This window comes from Arsukibacterium ikkense, from assembly GCF_000987775.1.
Taxonomy (GTDB): Bacteria; Pseudomonadota; Gammaproteobacteria; order Enterobacterales; family Alteromonadaceae; genus Alishewanella; species Alishewanella ikkense.
The window spans coordinates 40,652-66,201 of sequence record NZ_LAHO01000017.1; the positions used below are offsets into that span (position 1 = coordinate 40,652).

Annotated in this window: 21 protein-coding genes; 7 read left to right on the forward strand and 14 right to left on the reverse strand. The window is 52.5% G+C overall.

Annotation, left to right across the window (positions count from 1 at the left end):
• From WG68_RS16025 to WG68_RS16035, 3 genes are all read right to left on the reverse strand, one after another.
• Window positions 1-855 (reverse strand): PA4780 family RIO1-like protein kinase, encoded by an 855-nt coding sequence (locus WG68_RS16025; RefSeq protein ID WP_046558736.1) that lies wholly within the window; start codon window positions 853-855, stop codon window positions 1-3.
• Between the two features lie 79 nt (window positions 856-934).
• Entirely contained in the window at window positions 935-1,333 is a 399-nt protein-coding gene (locus tag WG68_RS16030) for an MAPEG family protein (protein ID WP_046558737.1), read from the reverse strand.
• Window positions 1,334-1,435: 102 nt separating this feature from the next.
• Window positions 1,436-1,900, reverse strand: coding sequence for a MarR family winged helix-turn-helix transcriptional regulator (locus tag WG68_RS16035; RefSeq protein WP_046558738.1), 465 nt, complete (start codon window positions 1,898-1,900; stop codon window positions 1,436-1,438).
• A 135-nt stretch (window positions 1,901-2,035) separates the two neighbouring features.
• On the opposite strand from WG68_RS16035, the gene WG68_RS16040 reads away from it, so the two are divergent.
• Window positions 2,036-2,452 carry an organic hydroperoxide resistance protein gene (locus tag WG68_RS16040; RefSeq protein ID WP_046558739.1) on the forward strand — a complete coding sequence of 139 codons (417 nt, stop codon included), beginning with the start codon at window positions 2,036-2,038 and terminating at the stop codon, window positions 2,450-2,452.
• An 87-nt stretch (window positions 2,453-2,539) separates the two neighbouring features.
• On the opposite strand, the gene WG68_RS16045 is transcribed toward WG68_RS16040, so the two are convergent.
• Window positions 2,540-4,477 carry an extracellular catalytic domain type 1 short-chain-length polyhydroxyalkanoate depolymerase gene (locus WG68_RS16045; RefSeq protein WP_235357759.1) on the reverse strand — a complete coding sequence of 646 codons (1,938 nt, stop codon included), beginning with the start codon at window positions 4,475-4,477 and terminating at the stop codon, window positions 2,540-2,542.
• Between the two features lie 239 nt (window positions 4,478-4,716).
• On the opposite strand from WG68_RS16045, the gene rlmF reads away from it, so the two are divergent.
• Complete coding sequence (gene rlmF / locus WG68_RS16050) at window positions 4,717-5,604, forward strand: 23S rRNA (adenine(1618)-N(6))-methyltransferase RlmF (protein ID WP_046558740.1); 888 nt, start codon at window positions 4,717-4,719, stop codon at window positions 5,602-5,604.
• 9 nt (window positions 5,605-5,613) lie between these two features.
• Here the strand turns inward: rlmF and WG68_RS16055 are convergent, their stop codons facing one another.
• Window positions 5,614-6,654, reverse strand: coding sequence for a DUF2804 domain-containing protein (locus WG68_RS16055; protein ID WP_046558741.1), 1,041 nt, complete (start codon window positions 6,652-6,654; stop codon window positions 5,614-5,616).
• Between the two features lie 268 nt (window positions 6,655-6,922).
• Between WG68_RS16055 and WG68_RS16060 the strand changes: the two genes are divergently transcribed.
• A complete protein-coding gene (locus tag WG68_RS16060) occupies window positions 6,923-8,548 on the forward strand; it encodes a S41 family peptidase (protein ID WP_046558742.1) in 1,626 nt (541 codons plus the stop codon).
• A 62-nt stretch (window positions 8,549-8,610) separates the two neighbouring features.
• On the forward strand, window positions 8,611-8,937 hold the full coding sequence (locus WG68_RS16065) for a hypothetical protein (protein WP_152663136.1): 327 nt from the start codon (window positions 8,611-8,613) through the stop codon (window positions 8,935-8,937).
• Window positions 8,938-8,971: 34 nt separating this feature from the next.
• Here the strand turns inward: WG68_RS16065 and WG68_RS16070 are convergent, their stop codons facing one another.
• The 3 genes from WG68_RS16070 to WG68_RS16080 all read right to left on the reverse strand — a co-directional run bounded on the left by WG68_RS16070 (window position 8,972) and on the right by WG68_RS16080 (window position 10,921).
• Window positions 8,972-9,589 carry a DUF6445 family protein gene (locus tag WG68_RS16070; protein ID WP_046558743.1) on the reverse strand — a complete coding sequence of 206 codons (618 nt, stop codon included), beginning with the start codon at window positions 9,587-9,589 and terminating at the stop codon, window positions 8,972-8,974.
• A 78-nt stretch (window positions 9,590-9,667) separates the two neighbouring features.
• On the reverse strand, window positions 9,668-10,168 hold the full coding sequence (locus tag WG68_RS16075; protein WP_046558744.1) for an Mpo1 family 2-hydroxy fatty acid dioxygenase: 501 nt from the start codon (window positions 10,166-10,168) through the stop codon (window positions 9,668-9,670).
• A 63-nt stretch (window positions 10,169-10,231) separates the two neighbouring features.
• A complete protein-coding gene (locus tag WG68_RS16080; protein WP_046558745.1) occupies window positions 10,232-10,921 on the reverse strand; it encodes a Crp/Fnr family transcriptional regulator in 690 nt (229 codons plus the stop codon).
• Between the two features lie 172 nt (window positions 10,922-11,093).
• Between WG68_RS16080 and WG68_RS16085 the strand changes: the two genes are divergently transcribed.
• Complete coding sequence (locus WG68_RS16085; protein ID WP_046558746.1) at window positions 11,094-12,419, forward strand: metal-dependent hydrolase family protein; 1,326 nt, start codon at window positions 11,094-11,096, stop codon at window positions 12,417-12,419.
• A 19-nt stretch (window positions 12,420-12,438) separates the two neighbouring features.
• Here the strand turns inward: WG68_RS16085 and WG68_RS16090 are convergent, their stop codons facing one another.
• Window positions 12,439-13,179, reverse strand: coding sequence for an endonuclease (locus tag WG68_RS16090; RefSeq protein ID WP_046558747.1), 741 nt, complete (start codon window positions 13,177-13,179; stop codon window positions 12,439-12,441).
• Window positions 13,180-13,472: 293 nt separating this feature from the next.
• Between WG68_RS16090 and WG68_RS16100 the strand changes: the two genes are divergently transcribed.
• Together WG68_RS16100 and WG68_RS16105 are read left to right on the forward strand one after the other, a co-directional pair.
• Window positions 13,473-14,882: an alpha-amylase family glycosyl hydrolase gene (locus WG68_RS16100; RefSeq protein ID WP_046558749.1), complete on the forward strand. Its 1,410-nt coding sequence runs from the start codon at window positions 13,473-13,475 to the stop codon at window positions 14,880-14,882.
• 72 nt (window positions 14,883-14,954) lie between these two features.
• A complete protein-coding gene (locus WG68_RS16105; RefSeq protein ID WP_046558750.1) occupies window positions 14,955-15,356 on the forward strand; it encodes a c-type cytochrome in 402 nt (133 codons plus the stop codon).
• A gap of 92 nt (window positions 15,357-15,448) precedes the next feature.
• Here WG68_RS16105 and WG68_RS16110 read toward each other — a convergent pair whose 3' ends face one another.
• The 5 genes from WG68_RS16110 to WG68_RS16130 form a co-directional block, all read right to left on the reverse strand.
• Entirely contained in the window at window positions 15,449-17,173 is a 1,725-nt protein-coding gene (locus WG68_RS16110; protein ID WP_046558751.1) for a hypothetical protein, read from the reverse strand.
• Between the two features lie 141 nt (window positions 17,174-17,314).
• A complete protein-coding gene (locus WG68_RS16115) occupies window positions 17,315-20,530 on the reverse strand; it encodes a DEAD/DEAH box helicase (RefSeq protein ID WP_235357760.1) in 3,216 nt (1,071 codons plus the stop codon).
• A 164-nt stretch (window positions 20,531-20,694) separates the two neighbouring features.
• Window positions 20,695-22,392 (reverse strand): FimV/HubP family polar landmark protein, encoded by a 1,698-nt coding sequence (locus WG68_RS16120; RefSeq protein WP_052749136.1) that lies wholly within the window; start codon window positions 22,390-22,392, stop codon window positions 20,695-20,697.
• A gap of 30 nt (window positions 22,393-22,422) precedes the next feature.
• Entirely contained in the window at window positions 22,423-23,217 is a 795-nt protein-coding gene (locus WG68_RS16125; RefSeq protein ID WP_152663137.1) for an outer membrane lipoprotein-sorting protein, read from the reverse strand.
• A complete protein-coding gene (locus WG68_RS16130; RefSeq protein ID WP_046558753.1) occupies window positions 23,204-25,525 on the reverse strand; it encodes an efflux RND transporter permease subunit in 2,322 nt (773 codons plus the stop codon). Before WG68_RS16130 ends, WG68_RS16125 begins: the two co-directional genes overlap by 14 nt.
• Window positions 25,526-25,550: the final 25 nt, after the last annotated feature.

Consider the following 25,550-nt stretch of genomic DNA (forward strand, 5'->3'; position numbering starts at 1 on the left):
TTAGTCGTCCTGTTCAGCAGCAGCTCTGGCGCGGCGTTCTTCCACTTCCGCAAAAGCGGCTTTAATTTGTTCTAGTACGGCATCAACATCGGCGGCGCTTTCATCGGCAACAAACTCACCGGTAAGCTCAGCATCCGGGGTCAGTTCACCAGCTTCATACAGCGCCCAAATCTCGCCGGCGTAGTTGGTACTAAGCAGCTCAGGGGCATACTGGCCGTAATAATCGCGCATATTGTTTATATCGCGCTCCAGCATCCACTTGGCATTATTGTTAGCTGACGCATCTACCGCCTGGGGCAGGTCGATTATAACCGGGCCATAATCATCAACCAGCACATTAAACTCTGACAAATCGCCATGAATAAGGCCTTCGCACAGCATCATCACCACGTAGTGCATCATGGTAGCATGATCAGCTAAGGCAATATCGGCGGCCATCGCCACATCCGCTAAGCGCGGTGCCACCATGCCTTCGTCATCACATACCAGCTCCATCAGCAGCACGCCATCGTAACAGCCATAAGGCTGCGGCACCCGCACGCCGGCCTTAGCCAGTTTAAACAGCGCATCAACTTCAGCGTTCTGCCAGCTTTCTTCCTGCTGCGCACGGCCAAACTTCGAGCCTTTTTCAATAGCACGGGCGCGGCGGGTATTTCGCACCTTGCGCCCTTCCTGATACAACACAGCCTGTTTGAAACTGCGCTTATCGGCTTCTTTATACACTTTGGCGCAGCGAATATCCTCGCCACAACGGACGATATACACCGCAGCTTCTTTGCCGCTCATTAACGGCCGGATAACTTCATCCACCAGGCCTTCATCGACCAGCGGCTGAATACGTTTCGGTATTTTCATAGCGCCGTTATACCCTAGTTAACCACGTCAGGGAATATCACCACGGCGCAAATTAAATAAAAAATGTTTTACCTCCCTGTTATAGCAGCCAACCGGTTCGCAGGGCATACAACACTATGCTGGCAACTGCGGCAGCGAGTATAACCAACATACTGAGCATCATGCCAAATACCCGGAATTTTAACTGTTCCTGTTGCTGGCTCACGCCATAAGCATGCGACAACCGGCCAATGATCAGGGCAATACCTAAAATATGCAGGTAAACCGGCGCCAAGCCACTGTATTCGGCCAGAAACAGCAGTAATAACGCAAAGGGTACATATTCCGCAAAGTTAGCATGCACCCGGATGGCCCGCTCAAGTAACACCTGGCCATTGCTGCCAATAGCCACTTTAAACTGATTGCGTTTAGCGATAACCCGAAAACTTAACACAACAAACAGTATTGCCAGCAAGCCGGCGTAAAACGCAGTGATCATAACGTTATATCCTTCTGAAACTGCAGACCCAATGCCTTGCCAGTGCTTTGCAGTATAACCTGAAGTGTGACTTAGCGCTGCTGCGACAAATTAGCACATTTGTCAGCGCGTATCAGCAGGCACCGGGGTGCAACTTGCCGCCTCGCTAATTTGCTGCTGTAACTGCCGGGCCAGTTGCCGTAGTTGGCTTAGTTGCTGATCATCCATCGCCACCTGGCAGCGCAGTGCCTGCATCACCCCACTCACTCTGGCTTGTAATGCTTTACCCGCAGGGGTTAATACCACCTGCTTAACTCTTTCATCATTCGGACTGGCGACCCGCTGCAGCAGTTGTTTCTGCTCCAGCTTTTTGACTAACGGCGTTAAGGTGCCAGAATCAAATAAGGTTGCCCGTCCCAGGTTGCCTAAGGTTACGTTGTCTTGCTGCCATAACGCCAGCAATACCACATACTGCGGGTAGGTCAGATCAAAGGGTTGCAGCAACGGCCGGTATAACCGCACCACCGCATTGGATACGCTGTACAGCGCAAAACACAGTTGTTGGTCCAGCGGTAAGGTTGTCGTCATTGCAAGGCCCGGATGAACAGCATAGTGCCATTAGTATAACGACCTTAAACTAAGCAGTACACAATTATCTTGCGCGCAAGATAATTGCATGCTAACTTGTTTCAGAATTCTTAACCACTAACCCAGGAGTTAACCATGGATATTCTTTATAAAGCAGTCGTCACCTCTACCGGCGGTCGTGATGGCGCAGCTAAATCAGATGATGGCTTATTAGCAGTAAAACTGTCAGCGCCGAAACAGCTGGGCGGCAATGGTGGCGCGACTAACCCGGAACAACTGTTTGCCGCTGGCTACTCAGCCTGTTTTATTGGCGCCTTAAAAGCGGTTGCCGGCAAAAGTAAAACCAGCCTGCCCGATAACTTAAGCCTGACGGCTGAAGTGGGCATTGGCAAAATTGAAGGCGGTTTTGGCTTAGACGTAGATTTACATATCAACTTGCCAGGCATGGATAAAGCCGCAGCGGATAAGCTGGTAGCGCAGGCGCATCAGGTATGCCCTTACTCAAACGCCACCCGCGGCAACGTAGATGTGCGCTTGCATGTAAATGTGTAACGGCTGCTGTTGGCTGTAAACTGGTAGTAGCAACGCGCAGGCCTCGCCTGCGCTTTTTTTTGCCGATTTGCGATTACTACAATAGCATTACTGTGGACAGGCACCCAGTTGCCAGAAGCTGCCATCGGCTGATGATAAGGTGGTGATGCCCCAGGTTGAACCGGCCATTGCCGCATTGCTGCCCTTGGCAAAATAGTCAGGCAGATAAATATTACCGGTACTGTAAGCCCGCCCCGCAACTTTATGACTGTAGTTATTAGTGGTAAAAGCGACACAATCTGGCGCTGGCGGTGCTGGCGGGTTACCGCCGTTGTCATCGCCATCGCCCGGGCCGGCAGCACTGCAGCTTTGTGCCGGGCCAAAACAGCTGGCGTCATCATCCTGCCAGCGGCACTGGTTAGCGGTGATCAGTTGCTCCCGTAATACAAAACTGGCCGTACCGTATTCCAGATAACAGTTAGCATAATTAGTGTAATCGAGCCGGCCGGCACTGATATGGTGATCCAGCGTGGCATTCTGGCCAGCATCCACACTAAAGCTTAGCAGCTCAGCACTGAATAAACCGCCCTGATCAGTTGCAGTAATGAGGGCGGTTTGCCCGCCACCGGCCAGCTGACACTGTGCAGCACTGAATAAATCACCATTAACCGAAGCACTGACAGTGCCGTTGCTAAATTCCACTGTTACCGTCGCTAAATCGCGGTTTAAATCAAATACCCGGCCACTTACCGTGGCGCACTGGCCATTCACTGCCACCGCTAAATCCGACAACTCTGGTGCGGTTGCGGGCGGCGGCGGGCCTATCAGCAACTGTTCGCTGTAAGCGCTGCTAACCAGGCCCCCGCTGTCGGTGGCACTCACCGTCAACTGATACCAGTCATCGCTAAGCACCGGGCTGCTCAGGCTGAAGTTGCCTGTTGTCGCAGGGGTAACACTCACCAATTGCTGCTGACCAACACTATCGGTGAAGCTGGCCTTTACCGTGATAACATCGCCGTCTGCATCGGTAGCATTGCCCGTTACCGTTACCACACTGGCTTGCTGGCTAAGCTGGACATTGCTCAGCTCAGGCGCACTGTTGCGATTAACCCGCTGGTTATTCTCCAGAAAGTACTGGCCCAGATAATTCGCATAATTAATGCTGTTACCATTAATGTAAGCACCACTGGCACCCTGGCCACCCGACCAGGCATGATCGACATTATTAAACCACAGCATCGACACCCGACCGTCCTGCCATAAAGTTTCGTCGGCAGTGCGGCCCGCCCCGTTGCTAATCAGATTTTCGCCACTCAGCTTACTGACATTGTATAAATCGGCCATGCCATTGGCATTTTGCTCGTTGTAGCACAGGTTTACCGTGGTATCGTTGCGGCCATGAGCAATAGAGGCTATCTGGCTGTCAAAATGACTGGCGTAACTGCCAGCATACTGGGCACAGCGTGCTGCCACATTGGCGGTTTCACAAGGACCAATGGCGCCACTGGAGCTGGTGCCAATACTGGGCCCGGCACTAATACCCATGCCGGCAAACACATCGGGTGCCAGGCAGGCTGTGGTATTGGCAAAAGCAGCACCGGACGATAAACCGGCAATGTACACCTGATTCGGGTCTATCTGATAGCTGACATCGGCAACCAGGCTATTGGCCAGGCTGATCAGGTTTTTGTAGTCGCCGGCACTGCGTGCTTTAGTGCCCTGCCAGTACGACCAGCAGCCAAAGCCGGCTTTGTTCATCGCATCCGGTACCGCGATAACCAGGCCATATTGCTCGGCCGCCTGCGTTAAATTGGCACTCAGATACGCATCAATTGATTGGGTGCAACCATGCAGTACCAGCAGCAAACCCCGGCCCTGACCAATCGCCGATACACTATCTGGCGTGTATAAGTGCACTTTATTAAAACCACCGACACTGACATTTTGCTGCCAGCTACCCGCAACTGCTGGCTGGCCCAGCAACAGCGCCGCAAAGAGTAGGCCGGTCAGCAAACTGCCGGCCCGGCTAAAAGCTTGAATTTTCACGTCTGTTGTTCCTTATCATTTTTGTTGTTTGAGTGAACACCACAGCGACGCTACTTCTCCCTGTTTCGATCTCTGACTCCCCGTAGCAAGCTGGGGTGCCCAACAACTATAGAAGCCCATCAAGATTAACGATTTAGTACTTTAGTGCTGCCTGGCCATTAAACCTTACCTTTAGCAGCGGCTCGCCAGCACTGCGGGAATAACGTAAACTGCCGGCAAAGTGTCTTACCGTGACTGATATGAGCAAAACCGCCCAATTGCACCCGCGCAACCCTCACCAGGGGCGCTATGATTTAGCTCGGCTAAGTGTTGGCTACCCCGCGTTACAACCGCATCTGCAGCTCAGCCCGGCGGGGGAGCAAACCATTAACTTCAGTGACCCAACGGCGGTGTTGGCGTTAAATGCGGCCCTTTTGAAGCACTATTATCAGGTGGAATATTGGCAATTGCCGCCGGGGTATTTATGCCCACCCATTCCGGGCCGGGCCGATTATATTCATTATGCCGCCGACTTACTGGCTGAGCCTGACGAAGTACCCAAAGGGAAACAGATAACCCTGCTGGATATCGGCTGTGGCGCTAACCTGATTTACCCGATTATTGCCAGTCGCAGCTATGGCTGGCGTTGTGTCGGTACCGATATTGATGCCGTGGCGTTAAAAGCCGCGCAGCTGATTATTGACAGCAACCCGCAACTAACAGGCCACGTAACCCTGCGCCGCCAGGCCGACAGCAACCGTATTTTGCAAGGTGTCATTACACCCACTGACCGTTTTGAGCTCAGCGTCTGTAACCCACCGTTTTATGGCTCGGCCGCCGAGGCTGCAGCAGCCAATCAGCGCAAACGCACTAACCTGGGGCTTAGCGCCAGTGCAGAGCAGCGTAATTTTGCCGGCCAGCAGCACGAGCTGTGGTGTCCGGGCGGTGAGTTGGCATTTATCCGGCAACTGATCAGCGAAAGCGTAGCCTTTGCCAGCCAGGTTGGCTGGTTTAGCAGCCTGGTGTCGCAGCAAAGTAATCTGAAAATGCTGGTGGCTGCCGTCCGGCAGATGGGAGCGACGCAGGTGAAACAAATTAAGATGCAGCAAGGCCAGAAAAGCAGCCATCTGCTAGCCTGGCGCTTCTGAATGCGCTAACTACCAACGGGCAAAATGATCTTCGGCCAGGCCCGGCTGACCATTGCAGCTAAGTTGTAAACCGTCACTCAGCATTATCTGGCCATGCCAGCTACCACAGTACTGGCGAAAATTACTGGCCAGCACGCCCAGGTTCAGCCGCTCCTGCCGTCTGGCAGCCGGAATAAACTGCAACTGTACTGCGCCACAGGCACTGAACAGCTGCCAGGGCGTATCAACTTGCTGGCGGTTAAAGCTAAACTGCACCGGCGGCAGCAAATAGCGTTTACCGTTTAGCCAGCAGCAGTTTTCGGTAGCGCCGGTTTCATTAACGCCAGCCGCCAGATTAAAACCAATAACATCATTGCCACTGTAACCACTTAAACTGGCCCAACGCCAGCTGGTTTCACGGCGCATATAGCCTGCCGAAAAATCGTAACCGCCCAGCGCGCCGTCTAATGCCACCGGCTGCTGCCCAACCGTTAGCTCACCCGTTACCTGCAGCGCATTATGCTTTTGGGTATAAGTCCAGCCGTTATAGCCCGTTGGTAAGCACAGCGCCAATGGCTCGGCGGGCAAGCCTGCACTCAACAACAAGTTGGCGTTAAGTTCAGTGCTTTGCAGTGACAACTGCCAATGGTAGCCCATTGGCTCAATGCTAATCCGGCTTTTAGCGCCGGCTATTTGGGCTAAACCGGCTACGGGTGACGGGCTCATTTTGCTGCGGCGCCCAAGGGGTTGCAGCAGTTTAAACTCGGTTAAACTGGCTGAGCTACGCTGATAAAAATAAGCAAAACCTGAACTCAGATAGCGAATATCGGCAATCGCCGCGGCAAGTATCCAATCAGCATGGCAGACACTGACAAATTGAAACTGCTTATAATGAGCCCAACGCACCCAACGCGACGCCAGCTTATCCATCGGCGTACGATAGATAAAATCAGCCAGCCCCAGTTCGGTAACCGGCTGGTTGAAAATGCCATATTGCGGTTGACCAGCCGCCTGGATCAACCTGAAGGGATCAGGTTGCAGACCAGGTTCGGATTCAAGAAAAGCGGCCATAACGATTCCAAAGTATATTTACGCCGTATAATCTAAGCTTAAAGCTAATCCTCAGCAGCAGTTTTTTGTAACAAAACATGTAATATCACGCTTTATCTCTCTTTATTAAGCAGTTAGCCCTAACTGCCCAACCAAACTATTCGTTGCCGTTTTACGGTGTTTTTGCTAACTTCTCAGCCTTAATTAATTACATTTACCCCGATGATTTGTTAACAATTTAACAAGCGCCGTGGTCCTTCATTTTCATTTAATGGTGGTAAGGATAACCATGTTTAAACGCAGCTTGCTGGTTTCATCTGTTCTTTTACTCACAGCCTGTGGCGGTGGTGGTTCTGGCAATATCGGTGGCACGGGCGGCGGTACAGCTGTAACCGCCCCAGACTGGACCGCTGGCGTGTTTCCGGCAGAAAGTAATTTTAAAAATTACTGTGCCACGCCGCGCACCGGCGCCGATCCTTACAATAATAACCGGCCCTTTCCTGATCGGGCAGGCACCAGCATGCATGAGAAGATGTGGCTGCGCTCCTGGAGCAATAATACCTACTTATGGTATCGCGAGCTGCCTGATAATAATCCGGCTAATTTCAGCTCGGTATTAGCCTTTTTCAATCAGCTGAAAACAGATGAGCTGACTGACTCCGGCGCCGAAAAAGATAACTTCCATTTTGCCCAGAATACAGCCAGCTATCGGCAGCAAACCCAGTCTGGCGTGAGTTCGGGTTATGGCATTAGTTGGTCATTTGGCCGCACCACGCCGCCTCGCTCCCTGTTAGTTGCCTATACCGAACCAGACTCACCGGCGGCCAATGCCAATATACTGCGCGGCGCCGACTTACTGGAAGTAGATGGCGTCGACTTTGTTAACGACAACACTAATGCCGGCGTGAATAAAATAAACGCCGCGCTGTTCCCGGCAACAGCTGGCCAGCAACATGAATTTGTATTTTTAACGCACGCTGGCGAAACCCTGACGGTTACCCTGACCTCGGCTGATGTTGCCAGCAGCCCGGTGCAAAATGTAAAAGTGCTGGAAACCAATGCTGGCAAAGTGGGCTACTTGCAGTTTAACAGCCATATTGCCCTGGCCCAGCCACAACTGATTAGCGCCGTTAACAGCTTTGCTGAGGCTAATGTTACCGATGTGGTGCTCGACTTACGCTACAATGGCGGTGGCTTACTGGCACTGGCCTCGCAATTTGCTTATATGGTTAGCGGTGATGCGATTATTCAGGACCGTATTTTTGAGAAAACCATTTTTAATGATAAACACCCTAACCGTGACCCGGTAACCGGCCGCCCGCTGCTCCCGATGCCGTTTTACAGCTTTGAAATAGACTACGAAGCCCAGGAGTTAACTAGCAACCCCTTGCCAGAGCTCAACCTGAACCGGATTTTCGTATTATCGACCGGCGATACCTGTTCGGCCAGTGAGGCCTTTATTAATGGCTTACGCGGTATAGATGTAGAAGTGATTCTGATTGGCGATAAAACCTGTGGTAAGCCCTATGGCTTTTACCCCACCGATAACTGCGGCACCACCTACTTTACCATTCAGTTTAGCGGTGCCAATGCCAAAGACTTTGGTGAATATGCTGATGGCTTTTACCCCACCCCGGCACCGACTTTTGCAGCCGATGTGCAAGGTTGTAATGTGGCAGACGATTTCTCTGCCCAGTTAGGCGATCCGCAGGAGAGGATGCTGGCCACAGCACTGCACTATGCTGCCAACAACAGCTGCCCGCTGGGTGTAACCGGCCAGCGCTTTAGCCAGCAGCAACGCCCTGATGATGGCAATGGCCTGAGCATTCAGCGCCATGATCCAAGAATGCGCGCCTTTCTGCTGGAAAATAAGCTTAATCAGCCACTAAAACTCCATGCGGACCAGCAACCATGAGCCGGCCATTCACCCTGGCAGCCAGTCTGTTGGCTGGCGTCCTCTTAGTTACAGGTTGCCAGATGACTCAGGTTGAACCACAGCCGGCCAGGCTGACCAATATGAGCCCGGCGGTAAAAGCAGAGTTACAGCAAGCCATTGTCGAGCTGATTGGTGGCGAGCCGGTAAAACTGGCTGACAACGCTTTTGTTGCCAGCCACCAGCTGTTTATTGAGCAGGCGATATTGCGCGACCCGCAAGGCCGCCCTATTATGGGGCGTCACCAGCAGCCAGCTATTTTACTGGAGTTGCAGCAGGACGATAAACAGTGCCTGCTAAGCCATCCGGCCAGCGGCCGCAGCGTGCTACTGAGCCTTAGCAGCTGTCAGCAGGCAGCCGCTGAGCAGTAATTTAACCCCCATTGTTGTTTGCCAGGCTTAGCCTTTAGCGCCTGGCAGCAGCAGAGGCAAAAAACATCAGATAAACCAGCCTGGAGTCGGCCATAGTGCTACCAAAGGATTCTCCGGCAGTATGCCAAAGCCATGGTCGAAGTAAAATCAGCCGGTTGAAGCGCATTGGAATGCGTAATGTCATCTCCCACTTAGAATCGTCACTGGAATCCGTCTCCAGTAAGTCGGCAATCCATTGCTTGGCTGACGGCGCACCAAATCTTTGCATCGCTTCCTGATCGTTATAAGGAACACGCTCGGTATTAGTGGCTTTATGGCGAAAGAACTCTGTACCACCTTTGCAATCTTCTGGCCGCGACAGGTACAAAATACCTGACCAGTGTGAGCTATCCACATGCACTTTTGCCGTACCAACATCATTGGCTGAAGCAATCCGGCATTTGCCATGAGCCTGATTATGCGCCATTGGCATCAGCGGTTCGCCCACCAACCTTGAGACTTGCTCGTTCAGCCCTTCAAGATTGATACGCTGCGCGGAGTTTCTGCCAGGATAAGGCCCCTGAACATCAGGATAATTTAAAGCAAGGGCGGCATCGCGTAACTGATGCGGGTTATCGAGAAAGTCGTCAACCACAATAAATGATGTCGGCACTATAAAATTCCTTTGTTGTCGGTTTTTTACAGCCAGTCTAGGCCGTTAGTTGTTTGTAAATCAAGCCATTTAACCGGGCTAATGCACCTTGCCGGCTATTTGCTCGATATCGTGTTGCAGCTTTTTACGCAGGCCAAGGGCAAAACCTGCTTCGGCAACAATAAATAACGGGCCAACAAACAAACCAACAATATCATCAACAAAAGCCGGTTTTTTCCCTTCATAATAATGGCCGATAAACTGTAGTACCCAGCCGACAAAAAACAGCGCCAATGAATAACCAAGCCAGAGCGCAAAAGGCTGCGCCGCCAGGTAGGTTGCCAGCGCAAAGCCGCTGCCACTCACCAGCAACATTACCAGGCCAAAGCGTAAGTCGAGCCGCAGGTAAAATAAGGCTGTAGCCACAAATAACAATAAGGCTGGGGTCAGCAAAACACCGGCTATACTGAACAACGGCAACGACAGCAAGCTGAATATGGCTACCACGATTAAGGGTATGCCCACATAGTGGGTGTTGATATTGCGCTGGTCGCGATGATACAGCGCGTACTGGCTTAAATGTTCAGTCAGGGTTTTCATCGTTATTCGCTCCGGTTAAGGTATAAATACAGCTTAGCGAAATGATGGAACAAACTCTGTCAGCTAGCTGACATTGGCGCTGGCCAATTCTGCCAGTAATAATAACGCTTCCCTATCCAGAATTTCAATTTTGCCATAGGCGCTGCGCACAATATGTTGCTGCGCTAACGCTTGTAACTGCTGATTAATGGTTTGGCGCGACAACGACAGCAGTTGGCCCAGTTGCTCCTGCTGGATCGGAATAAGCCAGCGACCATCGGCCTGCTGATGCACCCGGCTGAGCATCAGTAAACGCCGGGCCAGCCGCACCTGGCTCGATTGCAGGCTGATATCTTCCAATGCCTGAAATACCTGCCGTACCTTGCCGGTAAGCAACTGGCCAAAACTGCGCCACCATAACGGCTGCTGCAACAGCTGCGTTAACGCTGCGCCGCTAAGATGCAATAAGGTACTGTCGACACTAGCCGTGGCATCATGGGTGCGGGGTTTATTGTCAAATAAAGCGATTTCGCCAAACCAGTCACCCGGTTCAATAATGGTTAACAGCGCTTGCTGGCCCTGCCGGTTAACCCCGGAAATTAACACCGCCCCGTGTAGCAAGGCATAAATGCCATCAAAGGGGTCACCGCGGCTGAACAAGCGCTGCTCAGCCGCCAACTGGCAATAACTGGCCTGAGCCAGTAACTGCTGTTGCTGCGCCTCGTTAAGTGAATTAAACCAGATACTGTGCCGGGTTAACGCCTGGTGCGGCATAACTGATCCATAGTCCGTAATAGCAAGATATAAACTGCAGGTTATTAACTTAGCACTTAAGCCGCAAGGGTTATCTTTGCCAATCCTCAGCCAAAAACAACTGAGGGTAAGCAGGAAGCCTGGTCGCAGTGGGCTATGCTTAAGCGGTCAATTTACCCTGGAGCGTTAACGGATGCGTAAATGTGTTGTGTTACTAAGCGCTATGCTGCTTTGCAACTTTAGTGTACAAGCCTCGCCAAACCTTATTTATATTACCGATGTGCGGGTGTTTACCGGTAAAGAGCTTAACCTTACCCCGCCACTGACCGTAGAAATTGCCGGTAATACTATTAAGCAGTTACACCGCGAGCCGGTAACGGCAACCCCTGGCGCTACTGTTATCAATGCTGCTGGCCATATCTTGATACCCGGTTTAATTGATGCCCACGCTCACCTGGCCTTTGCGGCCACCCCTCTACTGGCGGGGCTAACCGGCGATGTTGGTTTTGTGCATCATCTGGCAGGGCGTGAGGCCAGTGCCATGTTACAGCGTGGTTTTACCACGGTGCGCGATGTCGGTGGCCCGGTTTTCGGCCTGAAACAAGCGATAGACAGCGGTGTATTAAACGGCCCGCGTATTTTCCCATCGGGTGCACTTATTTCCCAAACCGGTGGCCATGGCGATTTTCGCTTACCGACCGGCATCCCGCATGACACGGGCCTGAGCCATTCCGAGCGTATCGGCGCCGCCGCTATTGCAGATGGTAAAGCCGCTGTACTGAAACGCAGCCGCGAGCAACTAATGCTCGGTGCCAGCCAGCTGAAACTGATGGCCGGCGGTGGTGTGTCATCTTTCTATGACCCGTTGGACGTGGCGCAGTACACCGAAGAGGAAATGCAGGCAGCGGTGCAAGCTGCCGAAAACTGGGGTACCTACGTCACCGTACATGCCTATACCCCAAGGGCCATGCAAATGGCCATTCGTGCCGGTGTGAAAAGCATAGAGCATGGCCAGCTGGCCGATGAAGCCACCGTGCGGTTAATGGCCAAAGAAGGGGTCTGGTGGAGCCTGCAGCCCTTTCTGGACGACGAATATGCCAACCCACAGCAGGGCGAAGCCCGCCAGAAACAGCTGCGAGTAAGCAATGGCACGGATCGCGCCTACAACCTGGCAAAAAAACACAAAGTGCAAATCGCCTGGGGCACCGACATGTTATTTTCGCCCGGCAAAACCGCCAATCAGAACGCCCAGCTGGTAAAAATGCAGCGCTGGTTTAGCCCGGCCGAAATACTGAAAATGGCCACCTATGACAATGGCCGCTTGCTGGCACTGTCTGGCGAAAGAGCGCCATATCAGGGCAAGCTAGGCGTAATAGAGCCCGGCGCTCTGGCCGATGTATTGCTGGTAAAAGGTAACCCGCTGGCCCAGCTTGAGCTGCTGGCCGACCCGGCCCAAAACCTGCTGCTGATTATTAAAGACGGCAAAATTTATAAAAACACCCTGGCCGATACCCCCTAGCCAGGGCATTTTCAGCGGCTTACTGACTAACTACCAAACCATACCCCGTGGGTCGGTAGCCCAAATGCCATTCTCGCTCGCCGCTGATAAAGGGGTTATCGTGGCCCATATGCTGGCGGGTGCGTTGGTTTAGCTGCAGCTCTGCTGCGCTTACCGGGTCTTGCTTATGCCAGGCCATAAATAGTTGCTGCTGGGTGCGCGACAGGCTCAGGTTATATTTATCGGCCATATAAAAATAGGTGCGGGCAATATCGCCCCGTATTGTTGGCGGCGGCTCGAACACCCGCTGTTTAAAATCAACCTTGACCGGACAGGCACCGTGCTGCGCGGGTGTGGCGGGCAGCATACCAAAACGGTAATTACTGCGATCACCATTCACTTCGCCAATGGCAGGCACCAGGTTATATAAATCGGCTTCCATTGCCTTAAACTCGTTGTCAGTTTGCACGCAGTTTTTCCGGCCACCGTTTTGCCAGCACTGGCGCTGATGGCCAAAGTGATGGGCTGGCATTACATGCTCCCATTCTATGCGGTTAGCCCGCGGCCCGTTTTTACGTACCTGATAACCACAGCCTGCAAGGTCCGGAATGCCTTTATTACCCTGCCATCTAATAGCACAGTCACAATAAAAACTGCTGGCTTCTGGCGCATGAATACGCTGCGCCAGCCGTTTGGCCTGATCAAAATTAGCCGGCGCTGCCTGCGCAAAGGCCGCTAACAGCAGCAGTAAACTGCCGCCAAGCAAGGAGATAAATTTCATTCACTACCACTTACTTCAGTGAAAACTGCGAGGTACCAAGTATAACCCGAACCGCGTTGGCTGAAAATGCTGCCCGCTATGGCGCTTAACCCGCGGCCAGCGCCCTGCCCGTTCCCGATATTGATAAGCTGTAAACTTATTGTCATTTTGGCGTGAAGTGACAATATTTCGCCGGGCCAGCTGGGTATGCTGAAGTGGTGTTAAAGGGGTCTGGTTGTCACTAACACTTCGCTGGCTATGCTGGCGGCTCATGCACGGATGTCTTGCAAAACAATAAATTACAGGACGACAACATGCGAGCTTTTATTTTATCCTGGCGCAGTATGCTACTGGCCATAATACTGTGTATCACGCCACAGGCGCTGGCCGACGTTATTTTACATGCTTTTGACTGGCATTATAACGAGGTCGCCAACCGGGCTGAAGAAATTAAAAACCTGGGCTACAAAGCAGTACTGGTTGCCCCACCGTTAAAATCGAACGCCGGCAACTGTGCCTGGTGGCAACGCTATCAGCCGCAGGATATTCGGGTGATTGACCACTGCAAAGGCAATAAGCAATCGTTTCAGGCGATGATTAACGCCCTGAACGACAGCAATCCCGCGCGCCGGGTCGCGGTGTATGCCGATATCGTGCTCAATCATATGGCCAATGAGCGCAACGGCGCCACTGACTTTCCCGGCCAGGCTGCGCTGAACACTTATGCCAGCAACTCAACATACTGGAATAATCAGCGGCTGTTTGGCAACTTAACTCAAGGTTTGTTCAGCCCCTGGGACTTTAACCCGGCCAATTGTATTCAAAACTATAACGATGTCTGGCAGGTACAAAACTGGCGGCTGTGTGGTGGCGACGGCGATCTGGGCTTACCCGATCTCAACCCGAACAGCTGGGTGCTGCAACAGCAACGGGCTTACTTGCAAGCGCTGAAAAATATGGGCGTAAAAGGCTTTCGGGTCGATGCAGCCAAACATATGACCATCTGGCATATTAACCAGATTTTCAGCACTGATATCAAAAACGGTATGTATGTGTTTGGCGAAATTATTACCAGTGGCGGCGCTGGCAATAACGAATACAGTAGTTTTCTGGCGCCTTATTTACAGTATACCGACCACAAAGCGTATGACTTTCCGCTGTTTGAAAGCCTGCGCCGGGCTTTTAACCCCAGCGGCAGTATGAACGAGCTGGTGAACCCGCTGGCCTATGGACAGGCACTTGCCGGAAACAGAGCGGTGACCTTTACCATTACCCACGATATTCCTACCAATGATGGTTTTCGCTACCTGATTATGAACCCAACCGACGAGTATCTGGCCTATGCCTTTGTGATGGGCCGGGATGGTGGCAAACCGCTGGTATTCAGTGACAGCACCGGTACCGATAATAATCGCTGGGTTAATGCCTACCGGGCAACTTTTATGCAGCGGATGATTAATTTCCATAACCGGATGCAAGGCCAGGGCATGGAAGTGCTGGCGTCCAGTAACTGTGCCATTTTATTCCGCCGCGGCCAGGAAGGGGTGGTAGGCATTAATAAATGCGGCAGCCAGGTTACCTTTAACATTAATACCAATGGCCGTTTTTACTGGTATCGAACCTACCGTGACGTACTAAGCGGCGGCGCTACTTTCAGTATTGGTGGCAGTAGCCATGGTTTTAGCATTCCGGCCCGTCAGGCCAGAATGTGGTATGCTGATTAACATTAGGTGGTATTTGCTGGGCTTTTTTGACGCGTTATGGCAGGCTGACCAGATTAATTTCAGGAGCGGCCAATGAATAAAGCTTTAGCCACGCTAATACGTACTACCTTATATACTGTAGCAACAGGTGCAGCGCTGCTAAGTCTCAGCGCCTGCACCGACCCCACGCCAAGTGCCAGCCAGCAGCAACTTACCGCCAGCCTCACTGAGCCACAACGCCAACTCTTTGAGCAGGGTCAGCTAAAAGCATACAGCTGTACCGCTTGTCATGGCCGTAATGGTGTGTCCAGCCATCCTAATTATCCCAGCCTGGCCGGCCAAACCGCCAGCGAATTAGCCAGCGCGCTGAGGGCGTATCGGGATGGTGAGCGCAAAAATGCGCTGATGACCCCGCAAGCCAGGGGTTTAGCGGATGCCGATATTGATGCCCTGGCCTTTTATTATTCGCTGCAAACCCCAGCCGTTACCAAATAATAAGTTCACTGCGCAGATCGCTTCCGCTGCTCTACGTAACAAAAAGGGCAGCTCAATGCTGCCCTTTTTAGTGTAGCCCTGGGGTAGTAAGCTTATTTAGCTTCACCCAGATTCATTTCGCTATTCATCACCACACCCTGCTGGTCGATATCCATATTCACCTGAATCTGCATCTTCATGTCGGTTAATGAACTGAACTCGTCTGGCAGCGGCTGCCCGGCAGCTTGTATCGATTCGGCCATAATCCCAAAGAATCGGGCATAATCCATACCAAAGCTCATCAGGCCATTTTTGCTAATTGCCTGGCTTAACACCGCTGCGGCCTGAGCTTGCCCTTGCTTACCGCTGTAGATCACCAGGTGCGAATCGTTTACCTGCAGCACAGGTACCACACCAAACGCCTCTATCATCGGCAACACGCTGTTTAATGCCAGTTCTTCACCATCGGCTGGTAAGGTAATGTCGCCCATCCCCGGCACCATGCCTTTTAAGCCGTCCAGGTAGCTGCGGGCATTTTTTACCGTCACACTTAACATGGCATCTGCTGCGGACACTTGCATACTGCCTGGATCCAGTACCAGATCATTCACGGTAACCGACATGCCCTGTACGCTGTGTACCATAGCGCCCGCTGCCAGCAGCGCCATTGGGTTAGCCTGCTGCAATTGTTGCTGTAACTCAGCCAACTGCGGGCACTGATACGCTGGCTGGGTTAAGCCGCGCCAGATCTTGGTCACTGCCGGCGCAAACTCGGCCATATCCAGGCCCAGCGCAAAGTTAAATACCGAATCACTCACCCCTTTTGTCATATGACCGGGCACAAAACCCCGCATGCTGCTTAAGGTCTTAACCGTATCTTTATTAGCGGTAGGCAGCAGCATTTTGCTGCGAACATGGGTTTGCTGGCCTGCTTTGCTGTTAATACTGCTGTCGAGATAAATACCCGGCCAGCTGTCAGTGATACTGGTTAAGTCCTGCTGACACTCGGCGCTGCGCCATGGCTGCATTGCTGCGGTAAACTCATCGCCAGCCAGTTGCTGCAGATCGATTGCCAGCCGGTTGCCGTCAGTGGTGGTCAGGCCCCTCACCAGTTGCTGAAAACTGATAAAGCCAATGGAATTAGGGTTTAACGTATAAGCAGTGGCTATTTTCGCCAGTTGATTATCAGTGTTGATACTGCGCTCGGGTTTGGCAGCCAGCAACACCAGCTGGCGGGTTTGTTCACTCTGGCTGGGCAACAGCAACGCCATATTACCCCAACCGTCATTAACCGACACCAACAACTCAGCACTGTACCCAGCAATAGTGAAAGTATAAGAGCGATACGCACCAGCGTCACTTTGCAACGCCTGGTGACTGATACCACTGGTTTGCTCGGCACGGTCGAATAATTGCCAGAAAGCGGCGTCGTCTGCCAGCTCCATCCGCATCACCGGCGCCAGGCCAACCATATAGCTGATTGAACGAACCTGCGGTTTAATCCCGGTAAGCTCAGTTAACCGGGTCGGCTGGCCCAGGGCAAGCATATATTGCTCGGCTAAATTCAGTAGAAACCGCCACTGCGGTTCATCGGTGCCCGCAGCAAACTCACTTAAATGTTGCAGGCTGGCATCACTGTAGTAAGCAGGGCTTAATCCAAAGGCATTTAAATAGGTGACAAAATCGACCGGCTCTAACTGCGCCGATAAAAATGCGGTATCTGCAGGCACAAAATCTAATTGCTGATGCTGCACGGCATCTGTGCCTGTGCCAGTTAATTTTATATAGCCATACACGGCGCCGGCAATAATGGCCACCGCTACCAGAGTTTTACGCATCACAGACTCCTTGATGTTGTTATTAAGTCCCGAGGTTAAAATATTGCACGGCAAATACCCTGCCAGATAAAAACGCGCCAATATTACATTCTTAACGGCTTAATAACAATGTGGCTGCGCCAGCTTTTGCGGTTTTAGCGCTTATTCATCACTTGAAAACAATGCCAGCAGATCTGCAGCCTCGCCCTGCCACAGCTGTCCTTTACTGCCGCCCAATAACTGATCGGCCAAACCTTGTTTAAAGCTTTGTAACTGCTGTACTTTCTCTTCAACCGTATTACGGGCTATCAGTTTATAGACAAATACGGCCTTATCCTGACCTATCCGGTGCGCCCGGTCGGTCGCCTGTTGCTCGGCAGCCGGGTTCCACCAGGGGTCGTAATGAATAACGGTATCGGCGGCCGTCAGGTTTAAACCGGTGCCGCCTGCTTTTAAGCTGATTAAAAACACTTCGGTTTCACCTTGCTGAAAGGCGTCAATCTGCTGCTGCCGCTGCTTGGTCTGGCCGGTTAACTTGCTGTAGCTGATGCCCATATATTGCAGCTCTTGCTCAATTAAGTGCAGCATGCTGGCAAACTGGCTGAACAGTAAAATACGCCGGCCTTCTTCCAGCATTTCCGGCAGGGTGTCACGCAGCCACTGCAATTTGGCATTGTGCCGCACGCTCTGGGCCTGCTCTATCGGCACCAGCCTGGCGTCACAACACACCTGACGCAGTTTTAATAAGGCATCTAAAAACTCAATCTGGCTTGCTGCCACGCCTTTGCGAACGAACAACTCGCGTACCTTGGTTTCCATAATTAAGCGGATGCTTTCGTACAGGTTACGCTGATCCGCTTCCAGCTCCAGCAACTGGACGATTTCGGTTTTTTCCGGCAGCTCGGTGGCCACCTGGCCTTTAGTGCGGCGTAACATAAAGGGCGCTATTTTCTGCCGTAGCACGCGCGCCCGCTCGGTATCACCGTGTTTTTCAATTGGCTTGCGATATACCTGGCTAAAATGCTGCTCGGTACCCAACAGGCCAGGCAGCACAAAATCAAATAATGACTTTAACTCGCCCAGGTGATTTTCCAGCGGGGTACCGGTTAACGCCAGGCTAAAGTCGCGGTGCAAGGTACGGACACTTTGCGCCGCCTGGCTGCCGGCATTTTTAATATGCTGGGCTTCATCCAGCACCACCACGCTAAAACGATGCTGCCGGTACAGCGCAATATCGCGCACCAGTAGCGGATAGCTGGTGACAATAAGCTGATAATTACCAAGCTCGCTAAACAGCGGCCGGCGCTTCGGGCCGTATATCTGCAACACTTTCAAATCAGGCGTAAAACGCCGTGCCTCTTGCTGCCAGTTGCCCAGTAAACTGGTGGGACACACTATTAACGCGGGCTGGCTCAGCTCACCCTGCTGATATTGCTTCAGAATAAAACTAAGGGTTTGTACGGTTTTGCCCAGCCCCATGTCATCGGCCAGCACGCCACCCAGGCCATACTGCTTTAAGAACGTCAGCCAGTTTAGGCCTTGTTGTTGATACCCCCGCAAGGTGGCCTGCAGGTTGGCCGGCAGCGCCACGTCGGTAATACCACTGAAATTATGCAGCTGCTGGTTCAGGCTGGCCAGGCGGTTAGCATTTAAATATTGAATTTCAGCGGCGCCGGGCGGCGGCAGAATGGCGGCTTTGTAATCGGGTAACTCCAGGGTCAACGGCGCTTTGTGCAGATTCAACAGCTCGACAATGGTGTCGATTAATGGCTGAATTAAGCTCATTGGCAGCGCCAGCTTGCCTTGCGGCAAACTAAGCCAGATTTGCTGTTCATTGCCGGGCAGACCATTCTGACGCAGCCACTGGCTGATCAACGGTAGCAGTGGAACCTGCTGGCCATCAATATCCACCTGAATACCCAGCTCAAAGCCGGTCTTTTTGCCGTCTTGCACCTGCAGATAAGGGGTGGCGACCAGAATATCGAGATTAAAGTCGTCGGCTTGCTCCACCAGCCAGCCTTCGTCGCGCAGGCTGTCCAGTTGCTGCAGTAAGGGCTGCCATAGTTCAGGGTTATCTGGTCCCTCGCCTACGCCAAAAGCGGCTTGCCGCTCATGCGGCGCCGCTAAAGGCGGCAGGCTGAGCAGCTCCAGCTCCAGCAACAATTCCAGTGCGGCTGTTTCGCTGGCCCGGTGCCGTTTAACAAAATAGGTACGCGAGCCCTGCTGCACTTCGGTTTGTGATGCTTGTAAATCCAATGCTAAGCGCTGTTTATCGTAGTCAAAGCTAAGCAATGCTACCGGTTCGTGCCGGCCCTTGCTGTGGCGCGGTAGCATTTTTAACTGCAACACCGGCGTTGGCTGAACATTAATTTGCTCAACCCCCAGCCCCTCGGGCATTGGCAGGCTGATTTTCGGCAGTAATTGCTGCAGCCGGCCTAAGCGACTTTGTAACAATGCAGCAGGCGCGGGAGGCATTTTCGAGAGCAACTTTAACTCACGACCAGTTAACGGCGTGGCCAGCAGCCCCAGCTGATAATTATCGGTATCCAGATAACAAGGCGGATCGGTAAATACCAGCACACTGTTGTGATCAGCGCCTATTTGCCAGCCCAATTGCTGGCCGGCTTTGCTATTGTGCCAGCTGAGCTCCAGCGGCCGTTGCTCGCCCCAACTCAGCGGATAACGAGCCTCGCTGAACATGCAACGCTCGGTCGCCAGCAATTGTTGCAGCAGCTGGTAACCCCAGTTATCTTCCAGCACCGATTGCTCGGCCAGATTATGGCTGCGAAACAAGGTCAGCAGCTGATAATCACTGTCGCTTAGCCAGCTGGGTGGCTGTGGGCTGACTAAATCATATTTGCCGATGGCCTGGCCTTTGGTAAAGCCCCCCTTTTTCATCGGCCGCACCCGGCGCGGGTATAACTGCAAGCCCGCCTGGCCATAACTCAGCAGATACAGAACCGTATCGCTACTGTTGTCGCGTGCCGGCTGCTGTAATTGCTCCAGTTCATTAAACCAGTTATCCAGTTTTAACTGCGGCAGCTGCTTAATCCGCAGCTGCTGCTGGGCATAGTCACGCTTTAAGCGCAGCAGTACCGCTAAAATATGCTTGCAGCGATGGCCAACCGGGCAGCTGCAGCTGTCGCGCAGCACCCAGCCTGTATCCGTTTGCGCCAGCACAATATTCTGCCTATACGGTGAAAAGCCCGCACCCCATACCTGCGCACTTATCTGGCTTAAATCGTCGCTGTACTCCAGCTTTACTACTTTACCGGCCTGCAAATATGCACGGGCCCGGTGCAGGGTGGCACTATCAAACCATTGCAGCAGACGGGTTTCATCCAGTGGAAAGGCGTGCTGTTCAGTCGGGCTATTCAAAATATCGTTAACTCTTGCTGAAGTGACTTCTGGCGGCAGCCTAATGCCTGCGACCAACGAAAACCCCCATGCTAGCTTACTTTGGCAACAGACCAAAGCGTCTTTGTCGCTTAAGGGAGGTTTTTCAATAAATCAGCAGCAAAATTAGCGAACGGTATCAGAGCTTAGAAATAATAATCGAGGCTGAGCTCGAGGTAATCGTCACGGCGCAGCTGGTACAACACGTCGCTGCTGTCGTTGGTCTGAAACAACCAGGCATTCAGCCGCAACCGCAGGCTGTTGCTCAGCCGCATTGACGCTTCCAGCCTGGCACTACGGCTGCTACTGCGGTCCAGATCCTGCAATACGCCCAGCAATAACTCGCTGCCGGCCACGTCGTTCAGTGCCAGCCGCCAGCCAACAAAAAGATCGTTCTGGCCGGTTACCGGTGCCTGTAAATTCCGGCTGTCGTATTGATACTCAGTAATCCAGCCTAAATCCCAGCTGCGATTAAACACCCCAACATAGGTGTATTCAAAACCGGCGGTTGCCGCAACAAACTCTTGCGGCCCGCTGCGCCGGTATATGCTCTCCAGTTTCCATAACCAGTCGCCGGCAATATACTGGGCATCAATGCCAAATTGCTGCATCTGAAAATAGTAGGGTTGCAGTTGCTGCGCTGCTGGCTGTGGTATTAACAGCGGTTCACGGCTATTGCCGGCAAAATAGCTCAGCCCCAAATCCAGCGCACTGAAACGCTGCGACCAGCGCATGGCAAAATCAAGATTACGTTGCTTGCGGCTTGATTCGTACAAAGCGATATCATGCTCAACCGGCCAGGGCGTGGTCAGCCGGCCCGGCGGATCAGCAAACAGCCGCTCGCGAAAATACGGCAGCAGGTACAATTCCAGGGTACCGGCGCGGTTCCAGCCTTTAAAACTCAGCATTGGCTGGCCCAGCCGTGCTTCGAGCTCAACACCGCCAACCATATCCACCTGGTTAATCACATCAACCAGGCGTTGTGACTCACTTACACCCCAGAACACGATATCGTTACCTGCTTTCAGCTCCCAGTTGCTGGCGGCAAAACGCCAGTATGCCTGTTGCAAGTCAAGCAGATTGCTGGCGCTGTCGCGCTGCTGCCAGCGCAAAAAGGGAGTCAGCTGAAAGCTGTGTGTAGCACTGTCATCCTGCCACGAAAAATCAGATAATAAGCTAAGCAGGGTATGTGCCCGAGCCTGGCCAGCGCTGCCGGTCTGGCTGAAATAGCGCTGCTGTAGGCTACCCTGATGCTGCTGACGCAAGCTAAAGCCGGAAGACACAGCAGCTGCAGTTGTTAGTGGTGCTGCGATGGTTGGCGCAGCAGCTGTGACAGTGGCAGGCACACTTGCTGGCGTTGTAGCAGCTGGCTCTGACAATGGCTGGGCCAGCGCTGTTGATTCTGACTTTTCACTGAAGGCTCGTGCAGCTTCGGCCTCAACAGCGGCAGCTTGTGCTGCCTCAGGCGCAGGCTTTTCTGCAACAGTGAGTTTGCTACCCGATGTTTGCGGGCGACCAATTGCCTGATAATACCAGACTCTGGTGTCAGCACTGCCGGTGGCCAGCATCTGCTGGCGGCTGGGTATCTGCAAAATACTACCTGAGCGCAATTTATTAATGTCACCGTCTACAAAGGCAGCCGGGTTCTGCTGCCACAATGCATAAATAACCTGTGGCATACTGACGCTGTCATCGGGCCGAGCTTGCAGCGCCAACCGCCACAAGGTATCTGTTTTGCTTACCGGCCCCAGTTCCGCCGCCTGAATAGCGCTAGCCAGCAGCATTGCTACCAGTAATAAACTGACAATAACGCCCCGCCATAACTGCTCAGCCAATGTGGTCATAATGCCTCGGTTTCAGTGAGTAGCAGCGGTTCAACGCAGCCGCTCCAGTACATTAACATCAAAATCAGCCGCACTGCGCCCGACATTAAACTGCAGCTCTTCTACTTTCAAATCAGTCCTTTTACCGGTTTGATGGTTTTGCATCTGCAGCAACATTGGCCGCCAGTATTTGTCCAGAAACAATTGATAGTTGCTGGCCTGTAAGGTCTTTAACAGGCTTTGCTTTTTATCGTAAAACTCAATTTGCTGTACCCGGTAATGCGCTTGATCCACCCAGGCAACGGTTTTGCTGTAACCGGAGAATTTATCAGCCGGGATCCGTTCAATCACGTAGCAGCTTACGCCATTTAGCACGTCGTCGCGCAGATAGCGGAACTGATATTTCGCCAGTTCGAATGAGGTCATATCTTCGTAGGCAAATTCGCTGGCCATAAAAGGGCCCGATTTATTACGGCTGGCAATGCGCCTGACCCGGTTGATTGCCGGTAAATATAACCACTGGTCGTCTTCTGCCGTGGGGTGAGAATGGGTTAAGAAAGCCGAGCCCCGCACATCCCGAGGTTCATCAAAGATCGTCAGCGATTTATCACCATCATCGACAACTTCCAGCGCCTGAGTACGCATCCGCCGCACGCTTTCATTACCACTGGCGTCACGCAAAATCATCAGTATTTTACTTTCACTGTCGCCCCAACCGCTATCGCGTTTTTTTTGCTCGGTGGCAATCTGTAAGCCTTTTTCGGTATCGGCTAACGCGGGTAAAGCCAGCAAAAGCCCCGCTACCAGCATCAGCCCGGCGAAGCGGGTTGTATTAAGGTGTGGCATCGGTTTTATACTCCTTGGCATCAAATTTTAATAAGCAGGCCGGTAAAAACAGAAAATCAATAAGCAGTGCCACCAGAATCACCAGTGCAGTTAACATGCCCATATCCGAATTCAGCCTGAAACCCGACAGCATTAATACCGCAAAACCGGTAACTAACACCACAGTGGTGATCCACAAGGCACGACCCACCGTGGTGAAAGCATAGCGTATTGCCTGCTCAGTTGCCTGCCCTTCCTGCCTGGCTGCCCGGTATTTACTGAGAAAATGCACCGTATCATCAACAATAATCCCCAGGCTCATGCCCGCTACCACCGACAATGCAAGGTTAATTTCACCACTTAGCAGGCCCCATAAGCCAAACGCCACCAATGCCGGGGTAATGTTGGGGATCAGACTGAGCAACCCCAACCGCCAGGAGCGCAAACTAAACACCAGCAACAACGAAATCAGCAGCAGTGCCAGCGGCAGCGTTTGCAGCATCGATGCCATATTACGCTCACCAATATGGGCAAACATCAGGGCAGTACTGGCCGCACTGGCCGAATAGCTACTGGCATGTTCGGCCAGATAGGTCAGCGCCCGGCTCTCAAAGGCAGTAAGCTGCTTGCTACCTAAATTCTGCAAGCTGACCGCCAGCCGGGTCGCGCTTTTATCCAGGTTTAACTGGTTGTTTAAATCCAGGCCAAATGGCAAGGACATTTCATACATCAGTAAATACTGCGCTGCTTGTTCTGGGTTATCTGGCAGGCGGTAATAGGCCGGGTCATCCTGATGCATACTTTTATTCAGACGCCGGAAGGTATCAGTAATGCTGTTAACATGCTGCACTTCCGGCTGGCTTTGCAGCCACTGGGTAAAGCCGGCTACGGCAGCCAGAAACGCAGGTTGATTGACCGCACTGGCCCCGTTGCCGGCAAGCACAAAGTCGATGGTGGTGGCGCCGGTCAGGTTTTGCTCCAGAAAATCATTGGCCTGGCGAAACTCGGTATCAGGCGAGAAATATTTTACCGCCTCATCGTTAATGGTGTTCAGGCTGATCAGCGCACTGCAACCAATAATCAGCAATGTCATGCCCCAGAACAATGGCCGCTGCCAGTGGATCACGCTATTGGCCAGCCACAACATGGTGCGATCGGCGCCATAAGCTCCCGCTGCCCCGGCGGCCTTTGAACTGCCGGCACTCACCGGCAACAACAGCAATATTGCCGGTAGCATTACCAGGCTGAATAAGCACGCCAGCATCACGCCTACCGCCGTCATATTGCCTAAATCACGCAGGATAGGCACCTCTGAGAAATTCAGGGTTAAAAAGCCGATGGCCGTGGTGGCACTGGTAATAAATACCGGCATCACATTGCGCTTCAAACTGTACTGGATGGCTTGTAACCGGCTATCACCGCGCCGTAACGCAAATTGCATCGAGGCAATAAGGTGTACCGAATCGGCGACCGCCAGGGTCATTAGAATAGTGGGCACATTCACCGTGGCCGTACTTAAAAATAAGCCGGCCCACCCCGCCAGTCCCAGGGTACTGATAACGGTAACCACTATAATCACCAGGGTAGCCAGCGATGCCAGCAGCGAGCGCAGCAACCAGGCCAGCATTAGCAGAATAGCGGCAAACATGATCGGAATAAGGGTTTTAACGTCGTTTTCAGCTTCATAGGCAAAAGCGTAATTCATTGCCACTACGCCACTGACATGAAAGTCGGTATCAGGATACTGTGCCTTATGCCTGTCCAGCATGAGCGCTACGGCCTGCCAAACTTCTTTTACTTCCTGCTGCAGGTTTTGCTCAGGTAACTGTAAGGTAATATTAATGGCCGTGACCCGGCCATCAGCCGATACCAGCCGTTGGCGCAGCGCTGGTTCGTTTAATGCCACTTCGGCTATTTTATTCAGCTCGGCGCTGCTAAGTTCCAGCTCTTCCGCCACCAGATCGGCAACCCATAAGTCGTCAGCAATAGCTTCGGTATGCTGATAGTTACTGAGCGAATCGACCCGGATAGAATAAGGCGTTTGCCAGGCCGCTTCCGTTAGCTGTCGCACCAGGCGCAAGGTTTCAGCACTAAACACCTGCTGACTGTCTGGCGCTATGGCAATCAGAATATTGTCGCTTTTATTAAATTGCTGCTGCATTTGCTCAAAAGCCAGCAACTGCGGGTTGTCTGCGCTAAAGAAAATCCGGTAATCGCCGCGAAAATACAGATTGCCAATACCCAGCCCGCTGCTGACAATAAGTACCAGACACAAGGCAATCATCAGCCGTGGATAAGCCAGAATTTGCTGCAGCCAGCGCTGTGTCATCTGTTGCTACCTTAGTAAGAGTTAA